This is a genomic window from Mucilaginibacter litoreus, from assembly GCF_042676805.1.
Lineage (GTDB): Bacteria > Bacteroidota > Bacteroidia > Sphingobacteriales > Sphingobacteriaceae > Mucilaginibacter > Mucilaginibacter litoreus.
In genome coordinates this window covers 444,649-469,633 of sequence record NZ_JBHTHZ010000005.1, presented here as the reverse complement: position 1 = coordinate 469,633, position 24,985 = coordinate 444,649, and the positions used below count along the sequence as shown (strand labels likewise).

The following is a 24,985-nucleotide window of genomic DNA, read 5'->3' as shown; positions in this document are numbered from 1 at the left end:
CTTTTTTTATTTAATCGGCAAGTTCGCGCAGGTCTACAGGTACTACCCGGGAAATACCTTGCTCAACCATTGTTACACCATAAACAATATCTGTGCAGGCAATGGTGCGTTTATTATGCGATATGATAATGAATTGCGATTCTTTTGAGAACTTACGAATGATATTATTGAATTTATCAATATTGGTATCATCCAACGGCGCGTCAACCTCATCGAAAATACAAAACGGAGCAGGCTTTAGCAGGTAGAGCGAAAACAAAATTGCCGTAGCCGTTAACGTTTTTTCACCCCCAGATAACTGATTGATGGATAACGGCCGCTTACCTTTTGGCCTGGCAATGATATCAATGTCAGATTCCAGCGGATGTTCAGGGTCAGTAAGGGTCAGGTCGCAGGAATCCTCCTCATTGAATAATGACCGGAATACCTTAATAAAGTTTTCCCTAACCAATATAAAAGCATTCATGAACTTTTCTTTGGCTGTATCGTCAATTTCCTGAATGGTAGCTAACAAAGAAGCTTTAGCTTCTGCCAGATCTTTTTTCTGTGATTGAATGAATCCATGACGCTCATTCATTTCGTTATAAGCTTCAACAGCCATGGGGTTGATGGCGCCAAAGTCGTCCAGCTGGCGTTTCAGCTTCTCTGTTTTTTCGCGTGTTTCTTCTTCGTTTTCTGTTTCATCAGCCTCCAGTTCAAGCAGGTCATTGATGTCAACATTAAACTCAACCGAAAGCCTTTCGCGTAAGGCATTTAGCTCCAGCTTCAGGTTATTGCGCTGGTCTTTTAATTCGTTCTCTATTGCCTCTGTACGGTCTTTTTGCTGGCGCAGCTTTGACACTTCGTTCTCGGTTTCGGTGATAGCTGCCCGCCATTTATAATATTCCTGCTCGGCTTCAGCAGTGCCTTTTTCCAACGCTTCTTTCTGCTCGTACATTTCCAGCAGGTTATCGTCACTATCGCCGGTTTGCTGCAGGTTTTCTAATATCAGGGCCTTTACTTTTTCAAGTTCGGTGCTGTTTTGATTAATCCGTGCATCAAGATGCTCAAGCTGTGTTTCGCGGTATTCAAGGTCTTTAACCAGGCCAGATACTTTGTTTTGCTGCTGATGGAAGCGAATATTTTCCTGGTTATAAGCGTTAGAGCGGATAGTAAGCATCTCATTCAGTTCATTAAACAAAGCCTGCTTTTCAACCATTAGTTCGGTTTGCGTTTGCTTTTGATCTTTAAGGTCGATAAGTTGAGGGCCAAGATCTGCTATCTCCAGTTTAATGCCTGCTATTTTGTTGGCTATATCCTGCTTACGGTTAAGGCTGTTTTCTATAAACGCCTGATATTGTTCCTGCTTTGTTTTAACGGTTACCAGTTCAGTATTCAACTGGTTAAGTTCAAATTGTTTTTGCCGTATTTCGTTAGCTCTACCAGCCGCTTTCAAAGCTGTTAAACGGCTTTGAAGTTCTTCCGTATTGCTTTTCAGGGTTTGTATGCGGGTTTCTGACTGTTTGATTTCTTTCAGCAGGTTGTCCAGGTTTTTGGCCCGGCCAATACGTTTACCTTCAAATAAACCTACCGAGCCGCCTGCCATTGTATGTTGCGATTTATTGAATTTACCGCTTTTACCTATTAAAACAACACCATCAGGCAGTGGTAATCCGTTAATATCATTATCGGTGCTATCGTTTACAAGGTAAACGCCGTTTAACAGGTGAGTACACAATGACTTATACCGGTCGTCTAACTCAATTACAGAAAGGGCCGGAATTGCAGCGGAATCAATTAGGCTGTTGTTGATAGCAGGTTCATCTTTATAGTTACTCAATATAAAAAATTGAGCCCGCCCCTTGGCTGAATTGCTTAAAAGGTTAATTGCCGCGATTGCCTCTTCGTAATTATTCACCACATAGTGATTCATAAACGGTTCAAGGTAGTTTTCAATGGCTACACGATAATCCTCTTTACAAAACAGTATATCACTAAACAAAGTAACCGTTTTAGCCCAGCCGGAAGTCTTCTTTAAAAAACGTATCGACTCCGGGAAACCTTCGAGGTTGTCCACCAGGCTTTTCGTTAAGTTGTATTCGTTTTGCCTTGCATCGAGTTTACGGCTATCAGCAGCAATACTTTCTGTTACCGTTTTAAGTTCGCTTTCTGTTTGCTGTATTTGCTCCTGCAGTTTATTTTCAGCATCAACGGCAAGTTCGTATTCATTTTTAAGCGTCTCAACCCGATTGCTCAATTCTGCTACAACGGTATTGAAAAGGGTAAGCTCAGCCTCTTTATTGGTGGTATCCTCCATATTGCGCTGGCTTTCCTGCTCAAGCGCCTGCTGTTGTATGTTTAGGATATCAATATCTTTTTCAACCTTATAAACATGGCTTTGTAGGCGGTTACTTACCGAGTTCAGTTCATTCAGTTCGTTACGTGCTTCGGCCTGCTGCTCGCGTAGTTCGTCAACAGCCTCCTTTAGTTCGGCAACCTTTCGAGTGATGGCCTGCAGGTTTTCATCTTCCTGAAGCTTCTCCTCATTAAGCCGCTTGATGTTGTACTGAACATGCTTGTGCTGATTAGTATCCCGTTCCAACTCTTCTTTTAAACGGGCTTCTTTATCCTGCTGGTGTTTAAGCTGTTCGTTCTTTATCCGTTTTTCGCTTTCATAAGCACGAATTTTGGCAGTAAACTCATTATTGGCTTTTTGCTGCGCTGCCAGGTTTTTTTCACGAGTGATACTTTCCAGCTTGTCCTTTTGCAAAGCCGCCTCCAAGGTGTCTATCTGTGTGGTTATGGCAGATTTCTCTATACGTTGGGCCTGTTCTTTGTCCTCTATTTGGGCAAGCGATTTGCTGAAATTAGCAATGCGAAAAGATGCCAGCGATATGCTGAGTGCTTTATACTGATCTTTTAAACGGTAATAACGCTCTGTTTTTTTAGCCTGGTTCTCAAGAGTTTTGAGGTTCTTTTCAATCTCAAAAAGCAAGTCCTCAACACGTTCCAGATCAGCTTCCGTATCTTTAAGCTTATTGAAGGTTTGCTTCTTGCGGAGCTTGTATTTGGATATACCCGATGCTTCTTCAAACAAATTACGGCGTGACCCTTCTTTATTATTGATGATCTCATCTATCATCCGTAACTCGATGATAGAGTAGGAGTCGGGCCCTACACCGGTATCCATAAACAGGTCGGTGATGTCCTTAAGGCGGCATTGTACATCATTTAAGCGATATTCGCTTTCGCCGGTACGATATAGCCTGCGTGTTAAAGTAACCTGCGAAAAGTCTGTAGGAAGGATGTTCTTGGTGTTGTCAAAGGTTAGCGATACTTCGGCAAGGTTAGCTGCCTTACGGCTTTTGGTACCGTTAAAAATAACGTTGTCCATTTTCTCCGACCGCAGCATGCGTGTGCTCTGCTCACCCAAAACCCAGCGGATAGAATCTACTACGTTGCTCTTGCCGCAACCATTAGGGCCTGCAATGGCGGTAACACCTTCATTAAAATTGATGGTGATCTTATCGCCAAAGCTTTTAAAACCCTTAATTTCTAATTTAGTAAGTTGCATTAATCAGGACGCGTGCTCAACCTAAAACAAGGGCTTAAAATAAGGATTTAAACCGAAAGCTAAAAGTGCTTACCAATACTAATTACACCTCAATAGCGCCTCTTAAATAGGTAACCGCTTTACCTGCCATTATCACCCTGTCACCTTTTAATTCGCACCAAAGCTCTCCCTTGCGGCTGGATAACTGATAGGCATGTAACTCGTTTTTACCCAACCTGCTTGCCCAGTAGGGGATGAGGTTGCAATGTGCCGAACCAGTCACCGGATCTTCCGGCACGCCTGCTGCAGGTGCAAAAAATCGGGATACAAAATTCACATCTTTGCCTGGCGCTGTTACTATAACGCCAAGTGTGTCAATTTTTGCCAATGCAGAATGATCAGGCACCATTGCTGTTATCTGCTCTTCATTTTCATAAACCAGCATATAATCGCGCGCTCGGTATACTTCTTTCGGCTTTACACCGCCTAAAGCTGCTATCAAGCCTTCCGGAATATCCGCTGCAAAAGGTGGCCGCGACGGGAAATCAAGCAGGTATTTGTCACCATCACGTTTAACTATTAAAGTACCTGCCTTTACGGTATCAAAATATATGGTGTCTTTGCCATAACCTAATTCGGTAAAAATGATATGGGCGGATGCAAGTGTAGCGTGGCCGCAAAGGTCAATTTCAAGTTCTGGTGTGAACCATCGCAGTAAATAACCATCGTCTTTTTTAACAAAAAATGCGGTTTCGGCAAGGTTATTCTCCATCGCGATTTTCTGCATGGTTGCATCGGGCAGCCACTCATCCAGCGGGCAAACAGCTGCAGGATTGCCACCAAAAAGTTTATCTGTAAAGGCGTCGGCCTGGTAAATTTTGATAGTCATGACAGTGTTGTTTAGTATCTGCTAAGATAACCGTAAGTAACTAATTCCTGGTTGTCAGTGATATGTTTAGTACAACCATCTTTAATAAGTATAATCCGATCGCTGATGTCCAGGATGTTATAATATTGATGATCTGTAACTATGATCCCTTTTTTAGCGGCACATCTTTTTATGATGTGCTTAAATTCATCCACCATAACAGGTGTGATATGGGTGAAAGGTTCATCCAGCAAAATAAAGTCGGCACGACTGTAAATGATCATGAGTGTTTCCAATTGACGCAATTGGCCGCCGGATAATTCGGAAGGTGTTGAATTGGAGGTCGTTTTATATATCGAATGATCGGAAAACTCAGCCCAAAACAAAGGATCAACTAATACAGGTGCAAGGTCTTTTATTTTAATTTCTCCCGGTAGATAGTTGTGCTGTGGTAAATAAGCTATACGGTTATTGTAGTACCCTTTAACGATATAATTATCATTAATACTTACATGTTTGTAGTTACAGCTTAATACGCCAAAAATTATTTTTAATAGTGACGATTTCCCGCAGCCATTACGGCCAAGTAAACCTACTATTTCACCTTGCCTGCAGCTTAAATAAACATCCTGTAATATTTTACGGTTGCCAAAGGCAAGTTCCACACTGTCAACTTTTAATACCATGCAGTATGAATATTGTTATTAAGCCAAGTAATAAAAATCTGATCATGTCTGCTCCGAACGAGCGCAGGTATAAACGGCGTATGCTAAAGCCGGCATTTTGAAAGTATAAAATAGACCTGTTTTTAACGTAATGCTGATAAAGTATCAGAAACGCATATCCTGAGAGTTTGAATAAAATGGCCAAAGCTATAAAACCGGCTCCGTATTTAATTAAACCGAGCACGCAAATAATACTAATAAGGTTGTTAATCGTATAATAAGGTTTATTGAATTGCCTTACTACGCCTTTTGAGTTTAACATAGTTGTTTACTTGTCAATCGAACAACCCCAGCTGTGTAGTATTGTTATCCCCGTGCTCTATTCTGATTTTATTTACTAACAGGTGTGCCTGCCTTGTGGGCTCAGGTATGCGGTAGCCGCGAATGCAATTTTTAATAACATCAACGCTTTGCGGTATGCTGATATTATGCCCGGGCGATATATAAATAGGGTTACAATTCTTTTTGCTTCGTAAGGCAACGCCAATCTGCTCGTCTTTATCATACATGGGGCTTTCTGCAAATGTACTGTTGGCCGGTTCCTGATATTTACCAGCAAGGCGGCTTTTAGCACTACCTATGGTAACCGCGTTGGTAAGCAGGCCGAAATGTGTAGCTATACCTGTGCGCCTTTCATGAGCTATTCCCTGGCCGTCAAGTACAAGCACATCAGGCTTAATATAAAGGTTATTCCAGGCTATAAATAATGCCGGCACCTCCCTAAAAGCCAATAAGCCAGAAATGTAAGGAAAAGAGGTGTGAGATATTGCCGTTGATGTAGTAATAACCTGCATCTCGGGGTACTTGAACATCACAATTGCAGCGTATAAAATTTCTGAGTATTTGTTGTATGATATATCAGCGCCGGCAATTGTTTTGATAGGTTTTATCAATTCCTTTATCGTGATTCGATTGCGCAATTCTTCCTGGTAAGCAATTGCCTCTGCAGGTGTAAAAAACTCATAGCCGCTCGGATCCTCCATATTTTTTATAACATAAAAAAACCTCCGCTTGTTTAAGGGAGGTTTTTTTATTGTTAACCTAAGTATGATTTTAATATCTTGCTTCTGGACGTATGTCTTAACCGCTGCAATGCTTTATCTTTTATCTGGCGTACACGCTCACGTGTCAGGTTAAATTTTTCGCCTATTTCTTCAAGCGACAGAGGATGATTGGTCCCTAAACCAAAAAACAAAACGATGATTTCGCGCTCGCGCTCTGTTAAAGTGGATAATGAGCGTTTGATCTCTTCCGATAATGATTCATTGATCAATATCGAGTCGGTATTCGGCTCCTGGTTTTCCAGTACATCCAATAGGGTGTTTTCTTCGCCCTGTACAAATGGTGCGTCCATAGATACATGGCGGCCGCTGTTGCTTAGCGTGTCTGATATCTTATCGACAGTTGTTTCCAAAATATCAGCAAGCTCTTCAGGTGATGGCTCACGCTCATACTCCTGCTCAAGTTTTGAGAAAGCTTTGCTTATTTTACTTAATGAACCTACCTGGTTTAATGGCAAACGTACAATACGGCTTTGTTCGGCAATGGCCTGTAAAATAGATTGGCGTATCCACCATACCGCGTATGAAATAAATTTGAAACCTTTTGTTTCGTCAAAGCGCTTTGCTGCTTTAATTAAGCCAAGGTTACCTTCGTTAATAAGGTCGCCAAGGGTAAGCCCCTGGTTTTGATATTGTTTAGCAACCGATACAACAAACCTAAGGTTGGTTTTTGTCAGACGCTCTAATGCGGCCTGGTCGCCCTCTCTAATTTTCTGTGCTAAGATTACTTCTTCTTCGGCAGTTATCAGGTCAACTTTACCAATTTCGTGCAAGTATTTGTCGAGGGACTGTGACTCACGGTTGGTAATGGATTGAGTTATTTTGAGTTGTCTCATTTATTTAATTAGCCTCGATTCTTTGATTTAGAATTGAACGTGCAAAGGTACAAATTTGTTTCTTAAAATACCACTTTTATACAAAGAAAACCAGTATTTTACCATAAAATGAGAAAGTAATTATTTAGGCATTTTTGGAATAATTTTTGTGGTTTACGGTTTAGGTTTGGTGTTAATTTAACAATAATCTAAGTTAAACATTTTCTAATTTAAATACATCTTTTACCCGTATTCCTTTTTCGGTTTGTTGCAAAGTGCAGCATTCATTTACAGGATCGTGTTCTAAATAAAGAATGTAATTCTTTTCAACTGCTTCATTCCAATACAACTTTCGTTCATTTAAAGTTTTTAGAGGAAACATATCATAAGCCATTACATAAGGTAGCGGCAAATGCCCTACAGATGGTAATAAATCGGCCATGTAAAGAATGGTATTTCCTTTATAGTTGATCTGAGGCAACATCATGGCATCGGTATGTCCATAAGCCAATCGTATGGTAATATCTTCTGTAAAACTTATACCATCTACCGTATCAACAAATTTGAGCTGACCGCTTTCCTGTATAGGAAGGATATTTTCCTTCAAAAAAGATGCTTTTTCCCGCTCGTTAGGGTTAACAGCCCAATCCCAATGCTGGGCATTGCTCCAATAAATAGCATTTTTAAACGCAGGCTGCAATTTATCACCAAGTCTTTCTACCGCACCACCCACATGATCAAAATGGAGATGGGTCAAAAGCACATCAGTAATGTCGTTCCTGTGGAAACCTTTAGCAGCCAGAGAACTGTCAAGCGTAGCATCGCCATGCAAATAATAGTGGCTGAAAAATTTTTCGTCCTGCTTATTGCCTATGCCGGTATCCACTAAGATCAACCGGTTGCCTTCCTCAATCAATAAGCAGCGCATAGCCCAGGTACAAAGGTTTTTATCGTCAGCCGGATTGGTTTTTTGCCAGATCGATTTTGGCACTACACCAAACATTGCCCCGCCATCTAGTTTAAAAAAACCTGTGTCTATTGTATGTAATTTCATGGTGCATCAAGTATAGCGATTTTATCAATACAGTATGATTAAGGATGGATTGTTTGCTTTATAATAGCATTCAATTAATGATTTTAGATAATGTTTTATTTACACATTAAATAAATTTCCTGAAACTATAAAAAACAACCACTGTTATATTTAAAACTAATTATATACAAATACTATGAAAGCAGCAGTATTCCATAAACCAGGTGACATCAGATACGATACAGTTGAAGATCCCCGCATTGAAAACTCCCGGGATGTAATATTAAAAGTTACGTCTACAGCAATTTGCGGGTCAGATTTACATATACTTAGTGGCGGGGTTCCGCAGAAAGAGCCTATGGTAATGGGCCACGAATTTATGGGTATTGTTGAAGAGGTTGGCGCAGATATCACTAATTTAAAACGAGGTGACCGTGTGGTAGTACCATTCCCGATAGCATGCGGACATTGCTTTTTTTGTCAGCACGGCGCATCGCCTGCGTGCGAAAACTCAAATTACAAACACTATGGCCCGGACGGAGATATGCTTGACCAAAAAGGCGCGGCCTTGTTTGGATATACAGATCTTTACGGTGGTTACTCAGGTGGACAGGCGGAATATGTAAGGGTGCCGTATGCAGATATTAGTCCGCGTGTTGTACCAGATAATATGACTGATGAGCAGGTGCTGTTCCTGACCGATATTTTTCCAACAGGGTGGTCGGCCATTGACTGGGCACAGCTAAAGGGCGGCGAAGTAGTAGCCATATTCGGTTCAGGGCCGGTTGGTTTGATGGCGCAAAAAGCAGCATGGCTGAACGGCGCAAGCAGGGTGATTGCTATTGATCCTTTAAATTACCGTTTAGATAAAGCCCGTGCTGTGAACAAAGTGGAAACGCTTAACCCGAACGAGGTTGATGTAGTTGAAGCCATCCGCGAGATGACAGGCGGCCGCGGCGCTGATGTTTGTGTTGATGCCGTAGGCTTTGAACCGGACCGCACTTTTATTGATAAAGCCAAAGCAGCAATCAATTTTGAAATAGGCAGCATGAAAGTTTTGGATCTGGCATTTAAAGCGGTCAGAAGAATGGGGACTGTTACCATTATGGGTGTTTACGGGTCAACTTATGATAACTTCCCATTGCACAGGCTGTTTGACAAAGGTATTATTCTTAAAATGGGACAGGCACCGGTGTTAAATTATATTGACCATCTAATTGACCTGGTAAAAGAGGAAAAGGTTGTGCTGGATGATATCATCAGCCATACCTTGCCATTAAGTGATGTATCTAAAGGGTACGATATATTTCAAAAGAAGGAAGACAATTGTGTTAAAGTGGTTTTAAAGCCTTAATTGTAAACAGTTAAAAAGTACGTTATGGAAAATGATAAAGGAGTAGAAGTAGCAGAAAAGCAGGAACATCAGCCGGGTGTAGAGGCTGAGATGGATCCGAAGCCTGAATATATTAAACCTACCTACAAAGCAGCCGGTAAGCTGGAAGAAAAAGTGGCTTTAATTACCGGTGGCGATAGCGGCATAGGACGTTCAGTTGCTGTGCATTTTGCAAAAGAAGGGGCCGATGTAGCTATTGTCTATCTGGAGGAAAGTCAGGACGCTGAAGATATCAGGCAAATAGTTGAGGAAGCAGGGCGCAAATGTTTATTGATACAAGGCGATGTAAAAGACAGGGCATTTGCGAAACAAGCCGTAGAAAAAACGGTAAAGGAATTTGGTAAGTTAAACATCATGGTTAACAATGCTGCTGTGCAATTTCCTCAGCAGGAATTGCAGGATATAACCCAAGAACAACTGGAAACTACTTATAAAACCAATATCTTTGGATACTTTCATTTTGCTACTGCAGCCTTAGACCATTTACAGGAAGGTGATACAATCATTAACACTACATCTGTAACGGCATACCGTTCATCACCAAATTTAATAGATTATTCATCAACCAAAGGTGCTATAACTGCGTTCACCCGCTCTTTAGGCACAAATCTTGCAAAAAAGAAAATACGTGTAAACGCAGTTGCGCCAGGGCCTATATGGACGCCGCTTATCGTATCGACTTTTGAGGAAGATAAAATTAAATCGTTTGGTACAGATGTGGCTATGGAAAGGGCGGGGCAGCCATCAGAACTGGGGCCGGCCTACGTATTTCTTGCTTCAGATGATTCATCATATATCACCGGGCAGGTAATCCACGTTAACGGTGGCGAGGTAGTCAACGGATAAACTAAAAAACAAACATCTAACATTAAAACGAAAAACAATGAGCAATCAAGGAAAATGGGCCCTCATAACCGGGGCCAGCAGCGGAATAGGATATGAATTGGCAAAACTTTTTGCAAAGGATAAATACAACCTGGTTATAGTAGGGCGCGAAAAACAAATATTGGAAGACAAAGCCCGAGAATTCAAGCAGGAGGGTATTCAGGTAATAGGCTTTGAAAAAGATTTGTCGAAACGTAATCACGTATTTGAATTTTGCCAGGAGGTTACCGCTAAAGGCTACCAGATTGATACTTTGGTAAACGATGCAGGGCAGGGTGCTTATGGTTTGTTTAAAGATAACGATATAGAGCGTGAGCTAAATATTATCGACCTTAACATAGGCGCTTTGACCATTTTAACCAAGCACTTTCTTAAAGAAATGGTAGCCCGTAATGAAGGTAAAATACTTAATCTTGCATCAATAGCGAGTGTAACTCCGGGCCCATGGCAAGCAGTATATCATGGCACTAAAGCCTATGTGTTATCGCTTACAGAAGCAATAAGGGAAGAAGTGAAAGAATATAACATCACAGTAACTGCTTTATTGCCCGGTGCTACGGATACCGACTTTTTCAATAAAGCACATATGCAGGATGCTAAAATAGTACAGGATAAATCTTCGTTATCTAACCCGGCGGATGTGGCAAAAGATGGTTACGATGCTTTAATGTCTGGTGATGATAAAGTAACATCGGGCTTTAAAAATAAAATGATGGTGGGTATGAGCAATATTATGCCTGAGACTATGGTAGCGCATAACATGAATGAAATGCAAAAGCCTGTTGATAAAAAATAACATAATCGTTATTAAAATGGGGAGGCGGATAGATTATCCGCCTCTTTTGCTTTTACTGTAGCTCGTATTCAAACAATAATCTTATCAGTATTATTAATATACTGTTATGGATTTGTTAATTAAAATATTTGGCGAAGGGAAAGATCTCACAGTTTATCAGATGAGTGCCCGTGCGGTTGTTATTTATTTTATAGCAATGGCACTGATACGCATTTCCGGCAAACGTACATTTGCAAAAAAGACGGGTTTTGATACAATCATCCAGATAATATTTGGCGCAGTGCTAAGCAGGGCTATAGTGGGCGCCTCGCCCTTTTGGTCTACAGTAGGGGCCTGCCTTGCAATGGTAATTTTACACAGGGCATTGGCATGGCTGATCACCAAACGTAAATGGGTTGACAAGTTTATAAAAGGAGACAGGGAAGTGCTTTTTGAAAATGGGCGTATACATGAGCAAAACCTGCGTAAATGCCTCATGACACAGGATGACCTGATGAGCGATGTACGACTTAAAGCTAATACTGAAGATTACAATGATGTAGATAAAATTTATCGTGAGAATACCGGTGAATTGAGCGTTGTAAAAAAGAAAAAATAAATCATTTCGCTTACTTTGTTAAAAAGCACAAAAGTGAAAGATATATTCGGGCAAGCATTATTTGATTACTTTAAACAAAACGGCAATCACAAACTTTGGATCAACAACAAGTATGGGCCAAAAGAAGAAATGCCTGTTGAAATATACTTTCGTACGGAATGCGAAATGCCCGAATTAGAACAGGTTGCATTGAATAACTGCCTGGGAACCATATTAGATATTGGTGCAGGTGCTGGCAGCCATGCTTTAGTACTGCAGCAAAGAAATTTTGAAGTCACGGCTATAGATATTTCCACGCTTGCTGTAACGGTTATGCAACAACGAGGAATTATAAATGCTTTTCAGGTTGACATCTTTAGTTTCAATTCAAAAAAATATGATACCTTATTGCTGATGATGAATGGTATTGGCTTATGTGGTACTATTAACAGGCTGCGGGCTTTTTTTAAACATGCAAAAAATCTGTTAAACAAAGGTGGGCAGCTGCTGTTTGACTCGTCTGACATTGCTTATTTATATGATTACCAACCCCCTGTACAAGACAGCTACTATGGCGAATTAGTATATCAATACATGTATAGGGGACAAAAAACTGATTGGTTTAAATGGCTGTACATCGATTTTGAAACATTAAAAACGATTGCTGTTGAAGAAGGCTGGCAGGCAGAAATGCTGTTTGAGGATGATATGGATCAATATTTAGCGCGTTTAACGTTTATTGCTGATTGATTGTATATCAGAGGGTTAAAAATGTTGTAATAAATTTGTTATATTCAATTTAATAAATAAATTTACATCGTTATAACCCTAAAATAACCCTGTTGGTGAGAAAATTATTGGCAATACTGCTGCTAAGTGTTCACTTGTTTAATGCAGGTGGTTATACGCTCATCTTCGAATATTTTATTCATCGCTCCGAGCAACAGATTGTCAAAGAAATTTATGAAAACAAAGTTGACGCTACCCAACTTGTTCAGATAAAAGTACCGGTACACAACCCTGGCATGCATGACTGGCCTGATTATGAAAGGATACAAGGCCAGATACAATTAAAAAACGGCTTTTATAATTATGTAGGTGTTAAAATGACCCGTGATACCATGTACCTGGTTTGCGTGGCTAACGAGGTAAAAAACAAACTTTTTAACGCTAATACTATAATCGCGAAAAATGTAAGTGATGCGCCCCTTAGCAAAAAAGGACAGGAGGCACCTGTAAAAAAATTAAATTCGCCTGTCAGCGAATACAATAATCCTGTTTTTAAATACAGCTTTCTTAGCTTTGAAGACCAATCCTTAAAACGAGATAACTATTTATCTTCTATATTATCTCATCCTTACATCGAATCTCCGGGCAAACCGCCCAACACCATAGGTTGATTAATAGCATTTGATTTTTTTCAGCAATTGTATTCATAATGACATTACCAAGCGCTTTGTCAGAGCGCTTACGTAGGCATCATAAATACTTTGCTTAGCATCAGCAGTTGATTAGTGAGATTGTCAGTTGCTGATGCTAATATTCCAATTTTTTAATTAACCATTTATGAAAAAAGCTTTACAATATAAAGTGTATTGTATGGCGCTTGTTGGTATCATGCTGTCTACCGTGGCAGTAGCTCAAACCGAAACCGACGCGCTTATGATACCAAAAAATTACTTTTGTGCTGCCGGTGTTTATACTCATAACAGTTGGGATAAGTACTGGGAGGGCACCTTTAAACGAGAAAACTTAAATCTGGGCACTGTTAGCAGCGATATCATTGCCCTTGGCGGAAACTATGGTTTAAGTAACAAAGTAAACGTGCTTTTTATGGTTCCCTATGTGCAAACACATGTATCTGCAGGTACCTTAAAAAACAATACAGGTATACAGGATATTAATCTGGCTGTAAAGTGGCTGGCGTTTAACCAGGAGTTAGGTGGCGGTTTTCTTACTTTTCATGCAATTGCTTCCGGAAGTTTGCCTTTAGGTAATTATCAGGCCGATTATCTGCCGTTGTCTATAGGCGTCCGCAGTAAAAATATTGCACTTAGGGGGCTCGTAAACTATCAGATAGGCCGCTTCTTTGTAGCTGGTGCCGGGCAGTACATGCGCAGGGACAATATCACTATTGACCGCGACGCCTACTATACCACCCAAATGCATTATACCAACCAGGTAGCCATGCCCAACGTAACCAACTTTTTATTCAGTACTGGTTTTCGCAGTTTAAAATTTAATGCTGAGGCCACTTTAACGCACATGAATACTATTGGCGGCTTTGATATCACTAAAAACAACATGCCTTTTCCAAGCAATAATATGGAGGCTACAGCTGCGGGCGCAGTGTTCAAGTATATGTTTCAATCGATACCCGGTTTAGAGTTTACAGCCGGCGGAAGCTATGTATTAAAAGGACGTAACTATGGCCAGAATTTATCTGCCTTTGGCGGAGTGTACTATGTGTTTTCAGTAAAAAAAGATAAATCAGAAAAATAAGCGATGAAAAGAATCATAACTCAATATACAGCGGTGGTGCTTTTAGGATTATCGCTTTTTAACGCCGGCTGCAAAAAGGATATAGTTGAACGCAACGAGGTTTATCCGGCGCTCAATCCATCTGATCAGGATCTGGATGCCGATACCTGGACACCTGTGCTTACAGCATCGTCTACATTTACAGTTGCTACACCTGATGCTGTTACCTCACCAAACTACCTGGCTGATCTAAATGAGATAAAAAGTTATCAGCGTAATTTAACCAAGGAACAAAAAGATATCATAAAATACTGGAGCGCTGGTTCGGTATTAAGATGGAACGAGATATTACGTGATCTTGTGGCCAAGCATAACTTACCGCCTTACCAAAATGATGATGGTACTTATCCGGCGCCCAGTGCGGCTAATCCGCTGGCTTATCCTTTGTTTCCATTCTCTAACCCGCCATATGCGGCACGTGCTTATGCCTATGTAAGTGCCGCGCAATATGATGCTTTGGTGCAGGCATGGAAATTTAAGAAACAATTTAATCGCCCGGCACCATACAAAACAGATGCGAGCATACAAGCGCTTGTGCCCCAGTCAAACCTGCCTGCTTACCCAAGCGAAGATGCTGTTGTAGCAGGTGTTACTTCAAAAATGATGGAGTTGCTTTTTCCGGGTGATTTGGAATATATCCGTCAGAAAGCAGCCGAAGAGAAACTTTACCGTATAATGGCAGGTGCAAATACACGTTCGGATATGGACGCCGGTGAATCATTAGGTAAACAGGTTGCCGATGTGTTTTTAGCCCGTGCACGTACAGATAACGCTGGTAAGGCAATAGGTACTAAAGATGATTGGGCTAAACTGGAAAACGATACCCGCTCTACCGGGCAGTTACCGTGGATAAGCCTTGAACTACCTAAAAGGCCGCCTATGCTGCCGTTATTTACAAAGGTGATTCCTTTTCTGTTTTCACCACAAACTGTTGTTGATCTGAGGCCGCCCGCACCGTATTCAACAAGCTCGCCAGAGTTTAAGAAAGAGGCCGATGAGGTATTGGCCATGAGCAGAAACAACAGTCGCGAGCATCAGCGTATAGTGGCCTTTTGGGCCGATGGTGTAGGTACCGTTACCCCACCGGGACACTGGAACAGTATAGCAGCCGATGAGTTTGTTAAGCACAACTACAGCGAAGTACGCTGGGCGCGTAACCTGGCTTTATTGAATATGGCCGAAATGGATGCCGCAATTGTATGTTGGGATGCTAAATACTATTATTTTAACCCGCGCCCAACACAAGTTATGTTTGATATCAAAACGCTCACAGGTATACCAAACTTTCCATCGTACACATCCGGGCACTCAAATTTCAGTGGTGCTGCGGCTACTATTTTAGGGCATCTGGTACCAGAAAAAAAACAAGCCTTTATGAATATGGCTCATGAGGCGGCAATGTCAAGGCTTTATGGTGCCATACATTACAGAAGCGATTGTGAAGTTGGTTTGCAAATAGGTATTAAGGTAGGAGAGTACGCGGTTATGCGTGCCAAAGCAGATGGAGCTGATAAATAAATAAACATGATCAAAAATCAACAACAAATACATTACGTTTTACGCATAGCTATAGCCATGTGTTTTATTGGCCATGGTTCATTCGGTATCATTACCAAGCAGATATGGTGTAACTATTTTGCTGTATTTGGCATTGATACAAAAACAGCCTACGCATTAATGCCCTGGGTTGGCGCGGCCGATATAGCCCTTGGCATGGTTATGCTGTTAAGGCCTATGCGGGCTATTGCTTTATGGCTTGTTATTTGGGGTGGTCTCACTGCCTTTTTAAGGCCTGCATCCGGCGAACCCTTTGCCGAATTTATTGAACGTGCCGGTAATTTTGGGGCACCGTTGGCCATGCTGATATTATCTGGCGGTATCAAAAGCTTTAAGCATTTACTTGATCCGATTGACCCGAACGCACAAGCAGATGAGCGCACTATCCATAACATTTACAATTGCTTAAAAATGGTAGGCTTTTTATTACTTGCCGGGCATGGATGGCTTAACCTGATCCAGAAAAAGAGTCTGCTTAATCAGTACGCCGCTTTAGGGTTTTCAGATCCGGCAAAGGTTGCACAGATCGTTGGCGTATTTGAGTTGTTAGCTGCAGTCATCGTCCTGCTCAAGCCAGTCAGGTACGTTGTGTTATTATTTGTTATCTGGAAAGTTGCCAGCGAGTTATTTTACCCTAAGTATGAATTATTTGAATGGATAGAACGCGGCGGAAGTTATGGCACCCTGATAGCCTTATGGCTGATTATCAAGCCCGGATTCATGAAATCTTATACGCATATCTCAAAAAATATAACAATATCAACCTAATTAATTAAACCGGTATAGCCTGCAACAGGCATTTACACTTATTCCTAATCATTCACAAAAAATGAAACTGACTTATAAATTTTTTATGAGCATGGCTATAATCATGCTTTTTAATTCGTTGAAATCAAACGCGCAAGGTTGCGTAGCTATTCGTGGAAATGGTGCATTTAATACTATGGAGCACCCAATTTTTGATACTGTTCTTAATGCCAATTCAGATAAGGGGTGGTATTTTACAGCATCATACCGCTATTTCCGTTCCTTTAGGCACTTTAAAGGCACAGAGGAGCAAAAGCAAAGACAGGTATTACATAACGAGGTAATCAACTGGCAAAATACTATTGACCTGAGCCTTACCCGTACGTTTGATAAATATTGGTCGGTAACGGTTGGTATACCTTATCTCATCAACACCCGCTCATCATTATATGAGCATGGTGGCAAAGAGCGTCATAGTTCCTATTCTCATGGCTTTGGTGATATGCGCATTGTAGGTAACCGTTGGTTGTTTGATACGCATAAGTCTCATAATGGTAACATTCAGGTTGGCTTAGGCGTAAAATTACCAACCGGCGATTATAACTACATGAGTAACTTTTACAATGTAAGCCCTTCTAAAAGGCCGGTTGACCAATCTATACAATTAGGCGATGGTGGTGTTGGCATTATTGCGGAGATAAACGGATACTTAAACCTGGGTGGTAAATTCAGCGGTTACACTAACTTATATTACATGGCCAACCCGCGTAATACAAACGGTACCCGTACCTACCGTGAAACATTAAGTGCTAACCTGGCCAATGAAGATATTATGAGTGTGCCAGATCAGTTTCTTGCACGCCTAGGTTTTAATTATACGCTCAGCGGTGCTTTCAAGGCACTAACACTGTCAGCAGGTGGCCGTATCGAAGGTATCCCCGTGTATGATCTTATTGGCAAAAGCGATGCGTTCCGTCGCCCTGGTTATGTGTTATCTGTTGAGCCATCAGTAAACTATAGCTTTAAAAAGTTCAACATATTTGCAAACGTGCCAGTAGCGGTAAAAAGAGATCGCACGCAAAGCGTAACAGATAAGGCAAACTCGGAAAGGACCGGCACTTATGTAAATGGCGATGCCGCATTCGCTGATTATTCATTAAACTTCGGTATCTCGTTCAAACTTTAATCAATTGGTTATATTATAAGCAAGGGCAGGGCGTGGTTTCCCTGCCTTTTGTTTTTTAAAGCGACGCAGATTTGCATTGAAAATTTAGTTTTATAGCTTTACAATATGAACTCAGCTGAACAAAACTTTAAGGAATTAGGCTTAAGCCTGCCGCCCGCTCCAAAACCACTTGGCGTATATAAGCCATGCTTAATAGATGGCAAATACCTTTACTTATCGGGCCATGGCACCGTACAGGATGATGGCTCATTGATAATTGGTAGGATTGGTGATACCATCAACATGGAAGATGGAAAACTTGCAGCAAGGCAGGTGGGCCTGGCAATGCTGGCAACCATCAAAGCCAAATTAGGCAGCCTTGATAGGGTGAAACGTGTAATTAAGGTTTTGGGAATGGTGAACTGCACGCCCGATTTTGAAAGGCATCCATACATCATAAACGGGGCCAGCGAACTTTTTGCGAAAGTTTGGGGAGAGGAGAATGGCATAGGCGTTCGCAGCGCTGTAGGAATGGGCTCGTTGCCGGATAATATTCCGGTAGAGATTGAAGCCATGTTTGAACTTGTTTAAATCATTACTATGCAAGCTTCAGAGTGGTATCACATTAATGATAAAAACAGACTGGATACACCAGCGTTAGTTGTTTACCCAGATAGGGTACAGAGCAATATTAACGCATTGATTGCCATGATCAATGATGTTACCCGGCTTCGCCCTCATGTGAAAACGCATAAGAGTGATGAGGTAACCCAAATGATGCTGCGCGCCGGTATCAATAAATTTAAATGTGCTACTATTGCCGAGGCAGAGATGTTAGGCCGTAACCAGGCGCCGGATGTTTTGCTGGCCTATCAGCCTACCTTGCAAAAGCTTGAAAGATTGATAAAGCTGATCATTAAATATCCGCAAACGGGTTACTCTTGCCTCGTAGATAATGCTGCAACGGCCGAAATGGTAAACCAGGAAGCTGAAAAGGCGGGGTTAACCATCAATATCTATATCGACCTAAATGTGGGCATGGACCGGACAGGTATACCCCCCCAGGAAGCACAACCTTTAATTAATATTATCGCGGATTTTAAAAACCTTAAACTTACCGGGCTGCATGCTTACGACGGACATATTCACGATGCCGATTATGGTACACGCCGGGAAAAAGCGCTGGCAGCCCTTAAGCCGGTTTTGGAGCTGCAGAATGCTTTGCAAAATACTGGTTACACAAATTTGCAGCTGGTTTGCAGTAGTTCGCCTACATTGCCAATCTTAATGGAACAGCATAATATACAATGTTGCCCGGGTACTTTTGTATACTGGGACAGGGGCTATCAGTTGGCATTTGCCGAACAGCAATTTGAACCTGCCGTGCTGGTGGTTGCCCGTGTTATATCATTACCTGCTAAGAATAAAGTTTGTATCGATCTGGGGCATAAATCGGTAGCAGCAGAAAATGAACTGGCTAAGCGAGTATATTTTCTAAATGCGCCTGAATTAAAATTGATAAGCCAGAGCGAAGAACATTTAGTGGCCGAAACGGAAGAGAATCATTCCTACAAGATAGGCGACGTGCTGTACGGTCTTCCTTATCATATTTGCCCAACTGTAGCATTGTATGAAAAAGTGATAACGATCAAAGGCAGTTATTTAGCCGGCGAATGGATCACAGAGGCACGCAATCGTAAAATAACTGTTTAAAACCAACCACAGCTTATGTTTATCATAGACGCTCACCTGGACCTGAGCATGAACGCGCTTGAATGGAACCGCGACCTTACAAGGCCCGTAGCCGAAATTAATCAGCGGGAACAAGGGCTTACCGATAAGCCGGACAGGGGAAAGGCCGTAGTGTCATTACCCGAACTGCGTAAGGGGAACATCGGCCTGGTGGTTGCAACACAGATAGGGCGTTATGTGGCGCCCAACAATCCCTTACCCGGCTGGCATTCACCCGCGCAAGCCTGGGCACAAACACAGGGGCAACTTGCCTGGTACAATGCCATGGAAGATGCGGGAGAGATGGTACAGATAAACAACCTCAAAAATCTTGAACAACACATTAATTTGTGGAACAATGACTCCATTACCACTCATAAGCCGGTAGGGTATATTTTAAGTTTAGAAGGTGCCGATTCCATCATTAATATCAGTTATTTGGAAAAGGCTTACAATTATGGCCTTAGGGCCTTGGGCCCCGCACATTACGGCCCCGGCCGGTATGCAAACGGTACAGATGCTACCGGTAAAATGGGGGCCGATGGCATACATTTGCTTAAGGAAATGGAGCGACTGAATATCATTTTAGATGCTACCCATCTTTGCGATGATGCCTTTTGGCAGGCGCTTGATAACTTTAACGGGCCTGTTTGGGCAAGCCATAACAACTGCCGCGCACTTGTTAACCATAATCGGCAGTATAGCGATGATATGATAAAGGCCCTGATTGACCGCAGTGCTGTAATAGGTGCTGCGCTTGATGCCTGGATGATGGTACCCAATTGGGTTAGAGGGCAATCGACACCAAAAGGTATGAACTGTAGTTTAGAAGTGATGGTTGATCATATCGATCATATTTGCCAGATAGCCGGTAATACACATCATGTTGGCTTAGGTACCGACCTAGATGGTGCTTTTGGTCGCGAACAATGCCCCTATGACCTGGAAACTATAGCTGGCTTGCAAATGATTCCTGAATTGTTTAAAAAACGGGGTTATACGCAAACAGATATAACCAATATGATGTATGATAATTGGCTGCGTTTCTTAAGGAACGCCTGGAAATTATAAATTGAGATATGGGGGCCGAATCGGAACGACTACAAACAAGTGGATGGAAAAAATGGGGGCCTTACGTAAGCGACCGCCAATGGGGAACAGTAAGAGAGGATTACAGCGCAAATGGTGATGCCTGGGATTATGTAACACATGATATAGCGCGTAGCAAAACATACCGCTGGGGCGAGGACGGTATTGCCGGTATTTGCGATATCAAACAGTTGCTTTGTTTTTCGGTGGCTTTATGGAACAAGCAGGATCATATTATTAAAGAGCGCTTCTTTGGGCTGAGTAATGCTGAAGGAAACCATGGCGAGGATGTTAAGGAGTTGTATTACTATTTAGATAATACGCCTACACATTCGTACATGAAAATGCTTTACAAGTATCCGCAAAAAGCATTTCCGTATGACCAGTTGGTAGCGGAAAACCAAAACCGCGACCGTACACAGCCGGAGTTTGAGATTATGGATACCGGGATATTCAATGACAACGAATATTTTGATGTATTTATTGAATATGCCAAGCAATCGCCAAATGAGATCGAGGTTAGGATAACCGTTCAGAACCGTGGCGTGCAGCCGGCTAAATTGAGTGTGTTGCCAACCTTGTGGTTTCGTAATACCTGGTCCTGGGGATATGATGATTATAAACCTGAATTTTCAACAGATTCGAAAAACAGGATCAATATTAAGCACCGTGACCTTGATGAGTGCTGCCTGGTAGCCGAAGGTGAACCGGAAATTCTGTTTTGTGATAACGAAACAAATACCGACCGGTTTACCGCCCAGCATACAGAAGGGTCTTTTTATAAGGATGGGATTAATGAATACATTGTAGCAAAGGCGTCAACAGTTAACCCGGCTAATAAAGGTACTAAGGCTGCTTTTAATTATGATATTGAGATAGCAGGCGGCGAAAGCTATGTGATACGTTTGAAATTGGGCGATTTATCAAACACATCCTTTGATAATTTTGATAGTGTATTTGATACCAGAAAACACGAGGCCGATGAGTTTTATGAAGAATTGCTTCCGGTTAATAATGATGCTGATAAGGCAATGATACGCAGGCAGGCTTATGCCGGTATGCTATGGAACAAGCAATTCTATTACTTTGATATTCATCAATGGCTTAATGGCGACCCGGCAGGGCCTCAACCCCCGGCAGAACGTTTACATGGGCGTAATAGCAAATGGCAGCACTTCAACAACCGTGGAGATATTATTTCCATGCCCGATAAATGGGAGTACCCCTGGTTCGCAGCCTGGGACCTGGCGTTCCATTGTATACCGTTAGCGGATATTGATATGGCTTTTGCCAAAAATCAACTCACACTCTTAATCCGCGACTGGTATATGCACCCTAACGGGCAGTTACCGGCTTACGAGTGGGATTTTAGTGATGCTAACCCGCCCGTACATGCCATGGCTACCTGGAAACTTTACCAACAGGATAAAAAGGCTAATAATGGCGAAGGGGATACTTTTTTCCTGGAGCGTATATTTCATAAACTGATGCTCAATTTTACCTGGTGGGTAAACCGCAAGGACGAAGCAGGAAACAATATTTTTGAGGGAGGTTTCCTGGGCATGGATAATATTGGCGTATTTGACCGTAACACTAAATTTGCCAACGGCGCCCACCTGGAACAAGTTGACGGTACCAGTTGGATGGCCATGTACTCGCTTAACATGCTGGCCATGGCTGCCGAACTTGCCGAAACTAATAAAGCTTATGAAGATATCGCATCCAAGTATTTTGAGCACTTTATATACATCTCTGGTGCGATGGCGAGCTTAGGCGAAGGTGGCCAGGATGGGTTATGGGATGAAACAGATAACTTTTTTTACGATCAGCTACGTATGCCGGATGGTACGGCCGAAAAGATGCGCGTACGCAGTATAGTAGGGCTTACACCGCTTTTTGCAGTAGAGGTATTGGATGATGACGATATTACCAACAACCCGATCTTTAGGAACAGGTTGGATTGGTTTGCTGAGAACAGGCCTGACCTTGCCGCGCTTGTATCACGATGGGATCAGAAAAGCCGGGATGGTAAACACCTTATAAGCCTGCTGCGTGGTCATCGAATGAAGGGTATTTTAAGTTACATGCTTAACGAGGATGAGTTTTTGAGCCCATATGGTATACGTTCGGTGTCTAAATTCCACCTGGATAATCCTTTTACAGCTACTATTGATGGCGAAAACTTTAGCATAAGTTATACTCCTGCAGAAAGCGACAGCAATATGTTTGGTGGTAACAGCAACTGGCGTGGCCCGGTATGGTTGCCTATTAACTACCTGATCATTGAAAGTCTTAACATTTTTCATGAATATTACGGAGACGACTTTAAGGTTGAATGCCCTACAGGATCTGGTAACATGATGAACTTTAAAGAAGTAGCCAATGAAATCTACCGTCGGGTATCTGCTTTATTTGTCAAAGATGGTGAAGGTCGGCGCCCCGCTAATGGCGAAAACGAAAAGGTCCAGACCGATCCTGAATTTAAAGATCATATCCTGTTTTATGAATATTTTGATGGCGATACCGGTAAAGGCTTAGGTGCAGCGCATCAAACAGGGTGGACAGGGTTAATAGCAAACTGCCTTTATCATTAATTTATTGTGTTTATCAGACACAATAAATTTCTTTCTTTCAAAACATTGAGTTAGATTTACTTACCAATCAAAACTAAATCTAACTTTATATGAACTTAAACAGACGTAAATTTATACAAAGCGCGGGTACGCTGGCGCTGGGTAGTGCAGTATTACCGGCTAAGGCTACCGGTTTATTTAAACCCGCTAAGCACTCGGTAGGTGTACAACTATTTACATTTTTTAATGTAATTGATGAAGATGTAAAAGGCTCGCTAACTAAGATCGCTGCGGACGGTTATAAAGAGCTGGAATCGGCTTTTAGTAAAAAAGGCGGTTATTACGGAATGAAACCCAAAGAGTTTAAAGCAATGGCCAACAGTTTAGGCCTTAGCTGGAAATCGCATCACGTATTGGGTGCTCCATTTAAATTGCCTGACGGTGCCAAAATGCCAACCATGCCTGATGGTAAGCCGATGGTGATACCACCGATGCCTAACCTGCAGGAAAATATGCAGCAATTGGTAGATGAAGCTGCAGAAGGTGGTGTAAAATATCTGGTTTGTGCCAATACACCAACCGCCACGCTCGAGGAATTGAAATCATCTATCAATGTATTAAATAAAACCGGAGAGGCAGCTGCAAAAGCCGGACTTACTTTTGCCTATCATAACCACGATATGGAATTTAAACCAATTGGTGATAAAGTTCCGTATGATTTGCTGTTGACAGAAACAGACCCTAAAAACGTGAAGATGGAACTTGACCTGGCATGGGCTGTTAAGGCAGGCAAGAACCCAGTTGATATGTTCAAGGCGAGCCCGGGGCGTTATCCATTATGGCACGTTAAGGACTTGGATGCCAGCCGGGAAAATATAATGCCTGTTGGCAGTGGTACAATTGATTTTAAGCCATTTTTTGCAGCTGCATCAATAGCAGGTATGCAAAGCTTTTTTGTAGAACATGATATGCCTAAAGATCCTTTTGCAAGCATCGCCAGCAGTATGCAATACATCAACAAGAACATAAACGTTTAGCAGTTATGGGATTTGTGCAGGTTTATCTTAAATAACCCTGCACAAAATCATCATTACTTATAGCGCTAACAAGGGCGTTGATGTATGGTTTTTGTATAGCATCGTCATCAAGCCCGGTTGAATAATCTTCCAATGCATCTAAGTACTCAATTGCTTCTTCCTCATCTTCAAACAGTAATACCATGGTATCGGTACCCTCTGTGTCAGTACCTGATAATGGCCTGGGCAGATCGAATTGATCAAATGCGTTAGTTAAAGAAGTGGATGATGGGACGCTGATTATTAACATGATTTTATTTTTTTGTTTCGGTTTGCTGTACAAGTCCGGTAAAACGCATCCTTTCGCGGTTATTACTTAATACTACAAGGTCAGCATATCCGGTAGACGCTATATTGAATATCATTTGGTTAACATTTTTTACCCCTATTGGTTTGATAACCAGGTAATACATGCCGTTCTTTTTTGCAGTAAGGTCATAGCTAAAGTTAGTTGAGGTAAATTTAATACCGGCATCTTCACTGTTGTTATATCCCGCGCCCATATAAGCCACACCCATAAAAGGCAAGTAAGATACTACGGTATCCTGCGAAACTTTAACATCGTAATTGGGTGTTAAATAACGTTGTCCGCCGTAACCCGGATAAGCATAATTAGCTATAAAGGTGAATTTCTTTGAATCTAACATCGTTTTCATCTCCGCTGCTTTAGCCGCGTTTTTTTCGGCCTTGGTGTTTTGTGCATTAGCTATTTGTAATACGCCTGTACATAAGGTAAAAGCAAGTATTACTGATAATATTTTTTTCATTTGAATGTCTCTGAAATTGTTAAAATTAGACTGCCTATACTGTCTTAAGTTTAA

At 41.8% G+C, this 24,985-nt stretch carries 24 protein-coding genes; 15 read left to right on the top strand and 9 right to left on the bottom strand.

What is annotated here, in order from left to right:
- Positions 1-10 precede the first annotated feature (10 nt).
- The 7 genes from smc to ACFQZX_RS10085 form a co-directional block, all read right to left on the bottom strand.
- Entirely contained in the window at positions 11-3,553 is a 3,543-nt protein-coding gene (smc, locus tag ACFQZX_RS10115) for a chromosome segregation protein SMC (RefSeq protein ID WP_377114595.1), read from the bottom strand.
- 82 nt (positions 3,554-3,635) lie between these two features.
- Positions 3,636-4,421 carry a PhzF family phenazine biosynthesis protein gene (locus ACFQZX_RS10110; RefSeq protein ID WP_377114592.1) on the bottom strand — a complete coding sequence of 262 codons (786 nt, stop codon included), beginning with the start codon at positions 4,419-4,421 and terminating at the stop codon, positions 3,636-3,638.
- A gap of 11 nt (positions 4,422-4,432) precedes the next feature.
- Positions 4,433-5,086, bottom strand: a complete 654-nt coding sequence (locus ACFQZX_RS10105; RefSeq protein WP_377114589.1) for an ATP-binding cassette domain-containing protein — start codon at positions 5,084-5,086, stop codon at positions 4,433-4,435.
- Positions 5,070-5,387, bottom strand: coding sequence for a hypothetical protein (locus tag ACFQZX_RS10100; protein ID WP_377114586.1), 318 nt, complete (start codon positions 5,385-5,387; stop codon positions 5,070-5,072). The genes ACFQZX_RS10105 and ACFQZX_RS10100 overlap by 17 nt, the downstream gene beginning before the upstream one ends.
- Before the next feature lie 13 nt (positions 5,388-5,400).
- The gene (gene nfi, locus ACFQZX_RS10095) at positions 5,401-6,108 is read right to left on the bottom strand and encodes a deoxyribonuclease V (protein WP_377114584.1); all 708 of its coding nucleotides are present in this window, start codon (positions 6,106-6,108) and stop codon (positions 5,401-5,403) included.
- A 53-nt stretch (positions 6,109-6,161) separates the two neighbouring features.
- Complete coding sequence (locus tag ACFQZX_RS10090; RefSeq protein ID WP_090466905.1) at positions 6,162-7,022, bottom strand: sigma-70 family RNA polymerase sigma factor; 861 nt, start codon at positions 7,020-7,022, stop codon at positions 6,162-6,164.
- A gap of 193 nt (positions 7,023-7,215) precedes the next feature.
- Positions 7,216-8,055 (bottom strand): MBL fold metallo-hydrolase, encoded by an 840-nt coding sequence (locus ACFQZX_RS10085; protein WP_377114581.1) that lies wholly within the window; start codon positions 8,053-8,055, stop codon positions 7,216-7,218.
- Between the two features lie 175 nt (positions 8,056-8,230).
- Between ACFQZX_RS10085 and ACFQZX_RS10080 the strand changes: the two genes are divergently transcribed.
- The 15 genes from ACFQZX_RS10080 (at position 8,231) to ACFQZX_RS10010 (ending at position 24,125) form a co-directional block, all read left to right on the top strand.
- Complete coding sequence (locus ACFQZX_RS10080) at positions 8,231-9,388, top strand: zinc-dependent alcohol dehydrogenase (RefSeq protein WP_377114578.1); 1,158 nt, start codon at positions 8,231-8,233, stop codon at positions 9,386-9,388.
- A gap of 24 nt (positions 9,389-9,412) precedes the next feature.
- Positions 9,413-10,273 carry an SDR family oxidoreductase gene (locus ACFQZX_RS10075; protein WP_377114576.1) on the top strand — a complete coding sequence of 287 codons (861 nt, stop codon included), beginning with the start codon at positions 9,413-9,415 and terminating at the stop codon, positions 10,271-10,273.
- Positions 10,274-10,310: 37 nt separating this feature from the next.
- Positions 10,311-11,108, top strand: coding sequence for an SDR family NAD(P)-dependent oxidoreductase (locus ACFQZX_RS10070; protein ID WP_377114573.1), 798 nt, complete (start codon positions 10,311-10,313; stop codon positions 11,106-11,108).
- Between the two features lie 106 nt (positions 11,109-11,214).
- Positions 11,215-11,706, top strand: coding sequence for a DUF421 domain-containing protein (locus tag ACFQZX_RS10065; RefSeq protein ID WP_377114571.1), 492 nt, complete (start codon positions 11,215-11,217; stop codon positions 11,704-11,706).
- A 33-nt stretch (positions 11,707-11,739) separates the two neighbouring features.
- Positions 11,740-12,435 carry a class I SAM-dependent methyltransferase gene (locus ACFQZX_RS10060; protein ID WP_377114568.1) on the top strand — a complete coding sequence of 232 codons (696 nt, stop codon included), beginning with the start codon at positions 11,740-11,742 and terminating at the stop codon, positions 12,433-12,435.
- A gap of 95 nt (positions 12,436-12,530) precedes the next feature.
- The gene (locus ACFQZX_RS10055) at positions 12,531-13,085 is read left to right on the top strand and encodes a hypothetical protein (RefSeq protein ID WP_377114565.1); all 555 of its coding nucleotides are present in this window, start codon (positions 12,531-12,533) and stop codon (positions 13,083-13,085) included.
- A gap of 166 nt (positions 13,086-13,251) precedes the next feature.
- Positions 13,252-14,187, top strand: a complete 936-nt coding sequence (locus tag ACFQZX_RS10050; RefSeq protein WP_377114562.1) for a hypothetical protein — start codon at positions 13,252-13,254, stop codon at positions 14,185-14,187.
- A gap of 3 nt (positions 14,188-14,190) precedes the next feature.
- Positions 14,191-15,744 carry a phosphatase PAP2 family protein gene (locus ACFQZX_RS10045; protein ID WP_377114559.1) on the top strand — a complete coding sequence of 518 codons (1,554 nt, stop codon included), beginning with the start codon at positions 14,191-14,193 and terminating at the stop codon, positions 15,742-15,744.
- Between the two features lie 6 nt (positions 15,745-15,750).
- Positions 15,751-16,551 carry a hypothetical protein gene (locus ACFQZX_RS10040; RefSeq protein ID WP_377114557.1) on the top strand — a complete coding sequence of 267 codons (801 nt, stop codon included), beginning with the start codon at positions 15,751-15,753 and terminating at the stop codon, positions 16,549-16,551.
- Between the two features lie 85 nt (positions 16,552-16,636).
- Positions 16,637-17,716 carry a hypothetical protein gene (locus ACFQZX_RS10035; RefSeq protein WP_377114556.1) on the top strand — a complete coding sequence of 360 codons (1,080 nt, stop codon included), beginning with the start codon at positions 16,637-16,639 and terminating at the stop codon, positions 17,714-17,716.
- A gap of 105 nt (positions 17,717-17,821) precedes the next feature.
- Positions 17,822-18,286 carry a RidA family protein gene (locus tag ACFQZX_RS10030; RefSeq protein WP_377114555.1) on the top strand — a complete coding sequence of 155 codons (465 nt, stop codon included), beginning with the start codon at positions 17,822-17,824 and terminating at the stop codon, positions 18,284-18,286.
- A gap of 9 nt (positions 18,287-18,295) precedes the next feature.
- Positions 18,296-19,408, top strand: coding sequence for a D-TA family PLP-dependent enzyme (locus ACFQZX_RS10025; protein WP_377114554.1), 1,113 nt, complete (start codon positions 18,296-18,298; stop codon positions 19,406-19,408).
- Positions 19,409-19,423: 15 nt separating this feature from the next.
- Positions 19,424-20,497 (top strand): dipeptidase, encoded by a 1,074-nt coding sequence (locus ACFQZX_RS10020; protein ID WP_377114551.1) that lies wholly within the window; start codon positions 19,424-19,426, stop codon positions 20,495-20,497.
- A gap of 8 nt (positions 20,498-20,505) precedes the next feature.
- Positions 20,506-23,109, top strand: a complete 2,604-nt coding sequence (locus ACFQZX_RS10015) for an MGH1-like glycoside hydrolase domain-containing protein (RefSeq protein ID WP_377114549.1) — start codon at positions 20,506-20,508, stop codon at positions 23,107-23,109.
- A gap of 89 nt (positions 23,110-23,198) precedes the next feature.
- Positions 23,199-24,125 carry a sugar phosphate isomerase/epimerase family protein gene (locus ACFQZX_RS10010; RefSeq protein WP_377114547.1) on the top strand — a complete coding sequence of 309 codons (927 nt, stop codon included), beginning with the start codon at positions 23,199-23,201 and terminating at the stop codon, positions 24,123-24,125.
- Between the two features lie 22 nt (positions 24,126-24,147).
- On the opposite strand, the gene ACFQZX_RS10005 is transcribed toward ACFQZX_RS10010, so the two are convergent.
- Together ACFQZX_RS10005 and ACFQZX_RS10000 are read right to left on the bottom strand one after the other, a co-directional pair.
- Positions 24,148-24,414 (bottom strand): hypothetical protein, encoded by a 267-nt coding sequence (locus ACFQZX_RS10005; RefSeq protein ID WP_377114544.1) that lies wholly within the window; start codon positions 24,412-24,414, stop codon positions 24,148-24,150.
- A gap of 4 nt (positions 24,415-24,418) precedes the next feature.
- Positions 24,419-24,931: a DUF4251 domain-containing protein gene (locus ACFQZX_RS10000; protein ID WP_377114542.1), complete on the bottom strand. Its 513-nt coding sequence runs from the start codon at positions 24,929-24,931 to the stop codon at positions 24,419-24,421.
- Positions 24,932-24,985: the final 54 nt, after the last annotated feature.

What these genes read in the sequence shown, in the direction of transcription:
- ACFQZX_RS10085 (WP_377114581.1), bottom strand. Translation starts at nt 8,055, where the DNA reads ATGAAATTACATACAATAGACACAGGTTTTTTTAAACTAGATGGCGGG.
- ACFQZX_RS10020 (WP_377114551.1), top strand. Translation starts at nt 19,424, where the DNA reads ATGTTTATCATAGACGCTCACCTGGACCTGAGCATGAACGCGCTTGAA.
- ACFQZX_RS10045 (WP_377114559.1), top strand. Translation starts at nt 14,191, where the DNA reads ATGAAAAGAATCATAACTCAATATACAGCGGTGGTGCTTTTAGGATTA.
- ACFQZX_RS10010 (WP_377114547.1), top strand. Translation starts at nt 23,199, where the DNA reads ATGAACTTAAACAGACGTAAATTTATACAAAGCGCGGGTACGCTGGCG.
- ACFQZX_RS10105 (WP_377114589.1), bottom strand. Translation starts at nt 5,086, where the DNA reads ATGGTATTAAAAGTTGACAGTGTGGAACTTGCCTTTGGCAACCGTAAA.
- ACFQZX_RS10110 (WP_377114592.1), bottom strand. Translation starts at nt 4,421, where the DNA reads ATGACTATCAAAATTTACCAGGCCGACGCCTTTACAGATAAACTTTTT.
- nfi (WP_377114584.1), bottom strand. Translation starts at nt 6,108, where the DNA reads ATGGAGGATCCGAGCGGCTATGAGTTTTTTACACCTGCAGAGGCAATT.
- ACFQZX_RS10025 (WP_377114554.1), top strand. Translation starts at nt 18,296, where the DNA reads ATGCAAGCTTCAGAGTGGTATCACATTAATGATAAAAACAGACTGGAT.
- ACFQZX_RS10000 (WP_377114542.1), bottom strand. Translation starts at nt 24,931, where the DNA reads ATGAAAAAAATATTATCAGTAATACTTGCTTTTACCTTATGTACAGGC.
- ACFQZX_RS10040 (WP_377114557.1), top strand. Translation starts at nt 15,751, where the DNA reads ATGATCAAAAATCAACAACAAATACATTACGTTTTACGCATAGCTATA.
- ACFQZX_RS10030 (WP_377114555.1), top strand. Translation starts at nt 17,822, where the DNA reads ATGAACTCAGCTGAACAAAACTTTAAGGAATTAGGCTTAAGCCTGCCG.
- ACFQZX_RS10015 (WP_377114549.1), top strand. Translation starts at nt 20,506, where the DNA reads ATGGGGGCCGAATCGGAACGACTACAAACAAGTGGATGGAAAAAATGG.
- ACFQZX_RS10075 (WP_377114576.1), top strand. Translation starts at nt 9,413, where the DNA reads ATGGAAAATGATAAAGGAGTAGAAGTAGCAGAAAAGCAGGAACATCAG.
- ACFQZX_RS10090 (WP_090466905.1), bottom strand. Translation starts at nt 7,022, where the DNA reads ATGAGACAACTCAAAATAACTCAATCCATTACCAACCGTGAGTCACAG.
- ACFQZX_RS10070 (WP_377114573.1), top strand. Translation starts at nt 10,311, where the DNA reads ATGAGCAATCAAGGAAAATGGGCCCTCATAACCGGGGCCAGCAGCGGA.
- ACFQZX_RS10035 (WP_377114556.1), top strand. Translation starts at nt 16,637, where the DNA reads ATGAGCATGGCTATAATCATGCTTTTTAATTCGTTGAAATCAAACGCG.
- ACFQZX_RS10005 (WP_377114544.1), bottom strand. Translation starts at nt 24,414, where the DNA reads ATGTTAATAATCAGCGTCCCATCATCCACTTCTTTAACTAACGCATTT.
- ACFQZX_RS10065 (WP_377114571.1), top strand. Translation starts at nt 11,215, where the DNA reads ATGGATTTGTTAATTAAAATATTTGGCGAAGGGAAAGATCTCACAGTT.
- ACFQZX_RS10100 (WP_377114586.1), bottom strand. Translation starts at nt 5,387, where the DNA reads ATGTTAAACTCAAAAGGCGTAGTAAGGCAATTCAATAAACCTTATTAT.
- ACFQZX_RS10080 (WP_377114578.1), top strand. Translation starts at nt 8,231, where the DNA reads ATGAAAGCAGCAGTATTCCATAAACCAGGTGACATCAGATACGATACA.
- ACFQZX_RS10050 (WP_377114562.1), top strand. Translation starts at nt 13,252, where the DNA reads ATGAAAAAAGCTTTACAATATAAAGTGTATTGTATGGCGCTTGTTGGT.
- smc (WP_377114595.1), bottom strand. Translation starts at nt 3,553, where the DNA reads ATGCAACTTACTAAATTAGAAATTAAGGGTTTTAAAAGCTTTGGCGAT.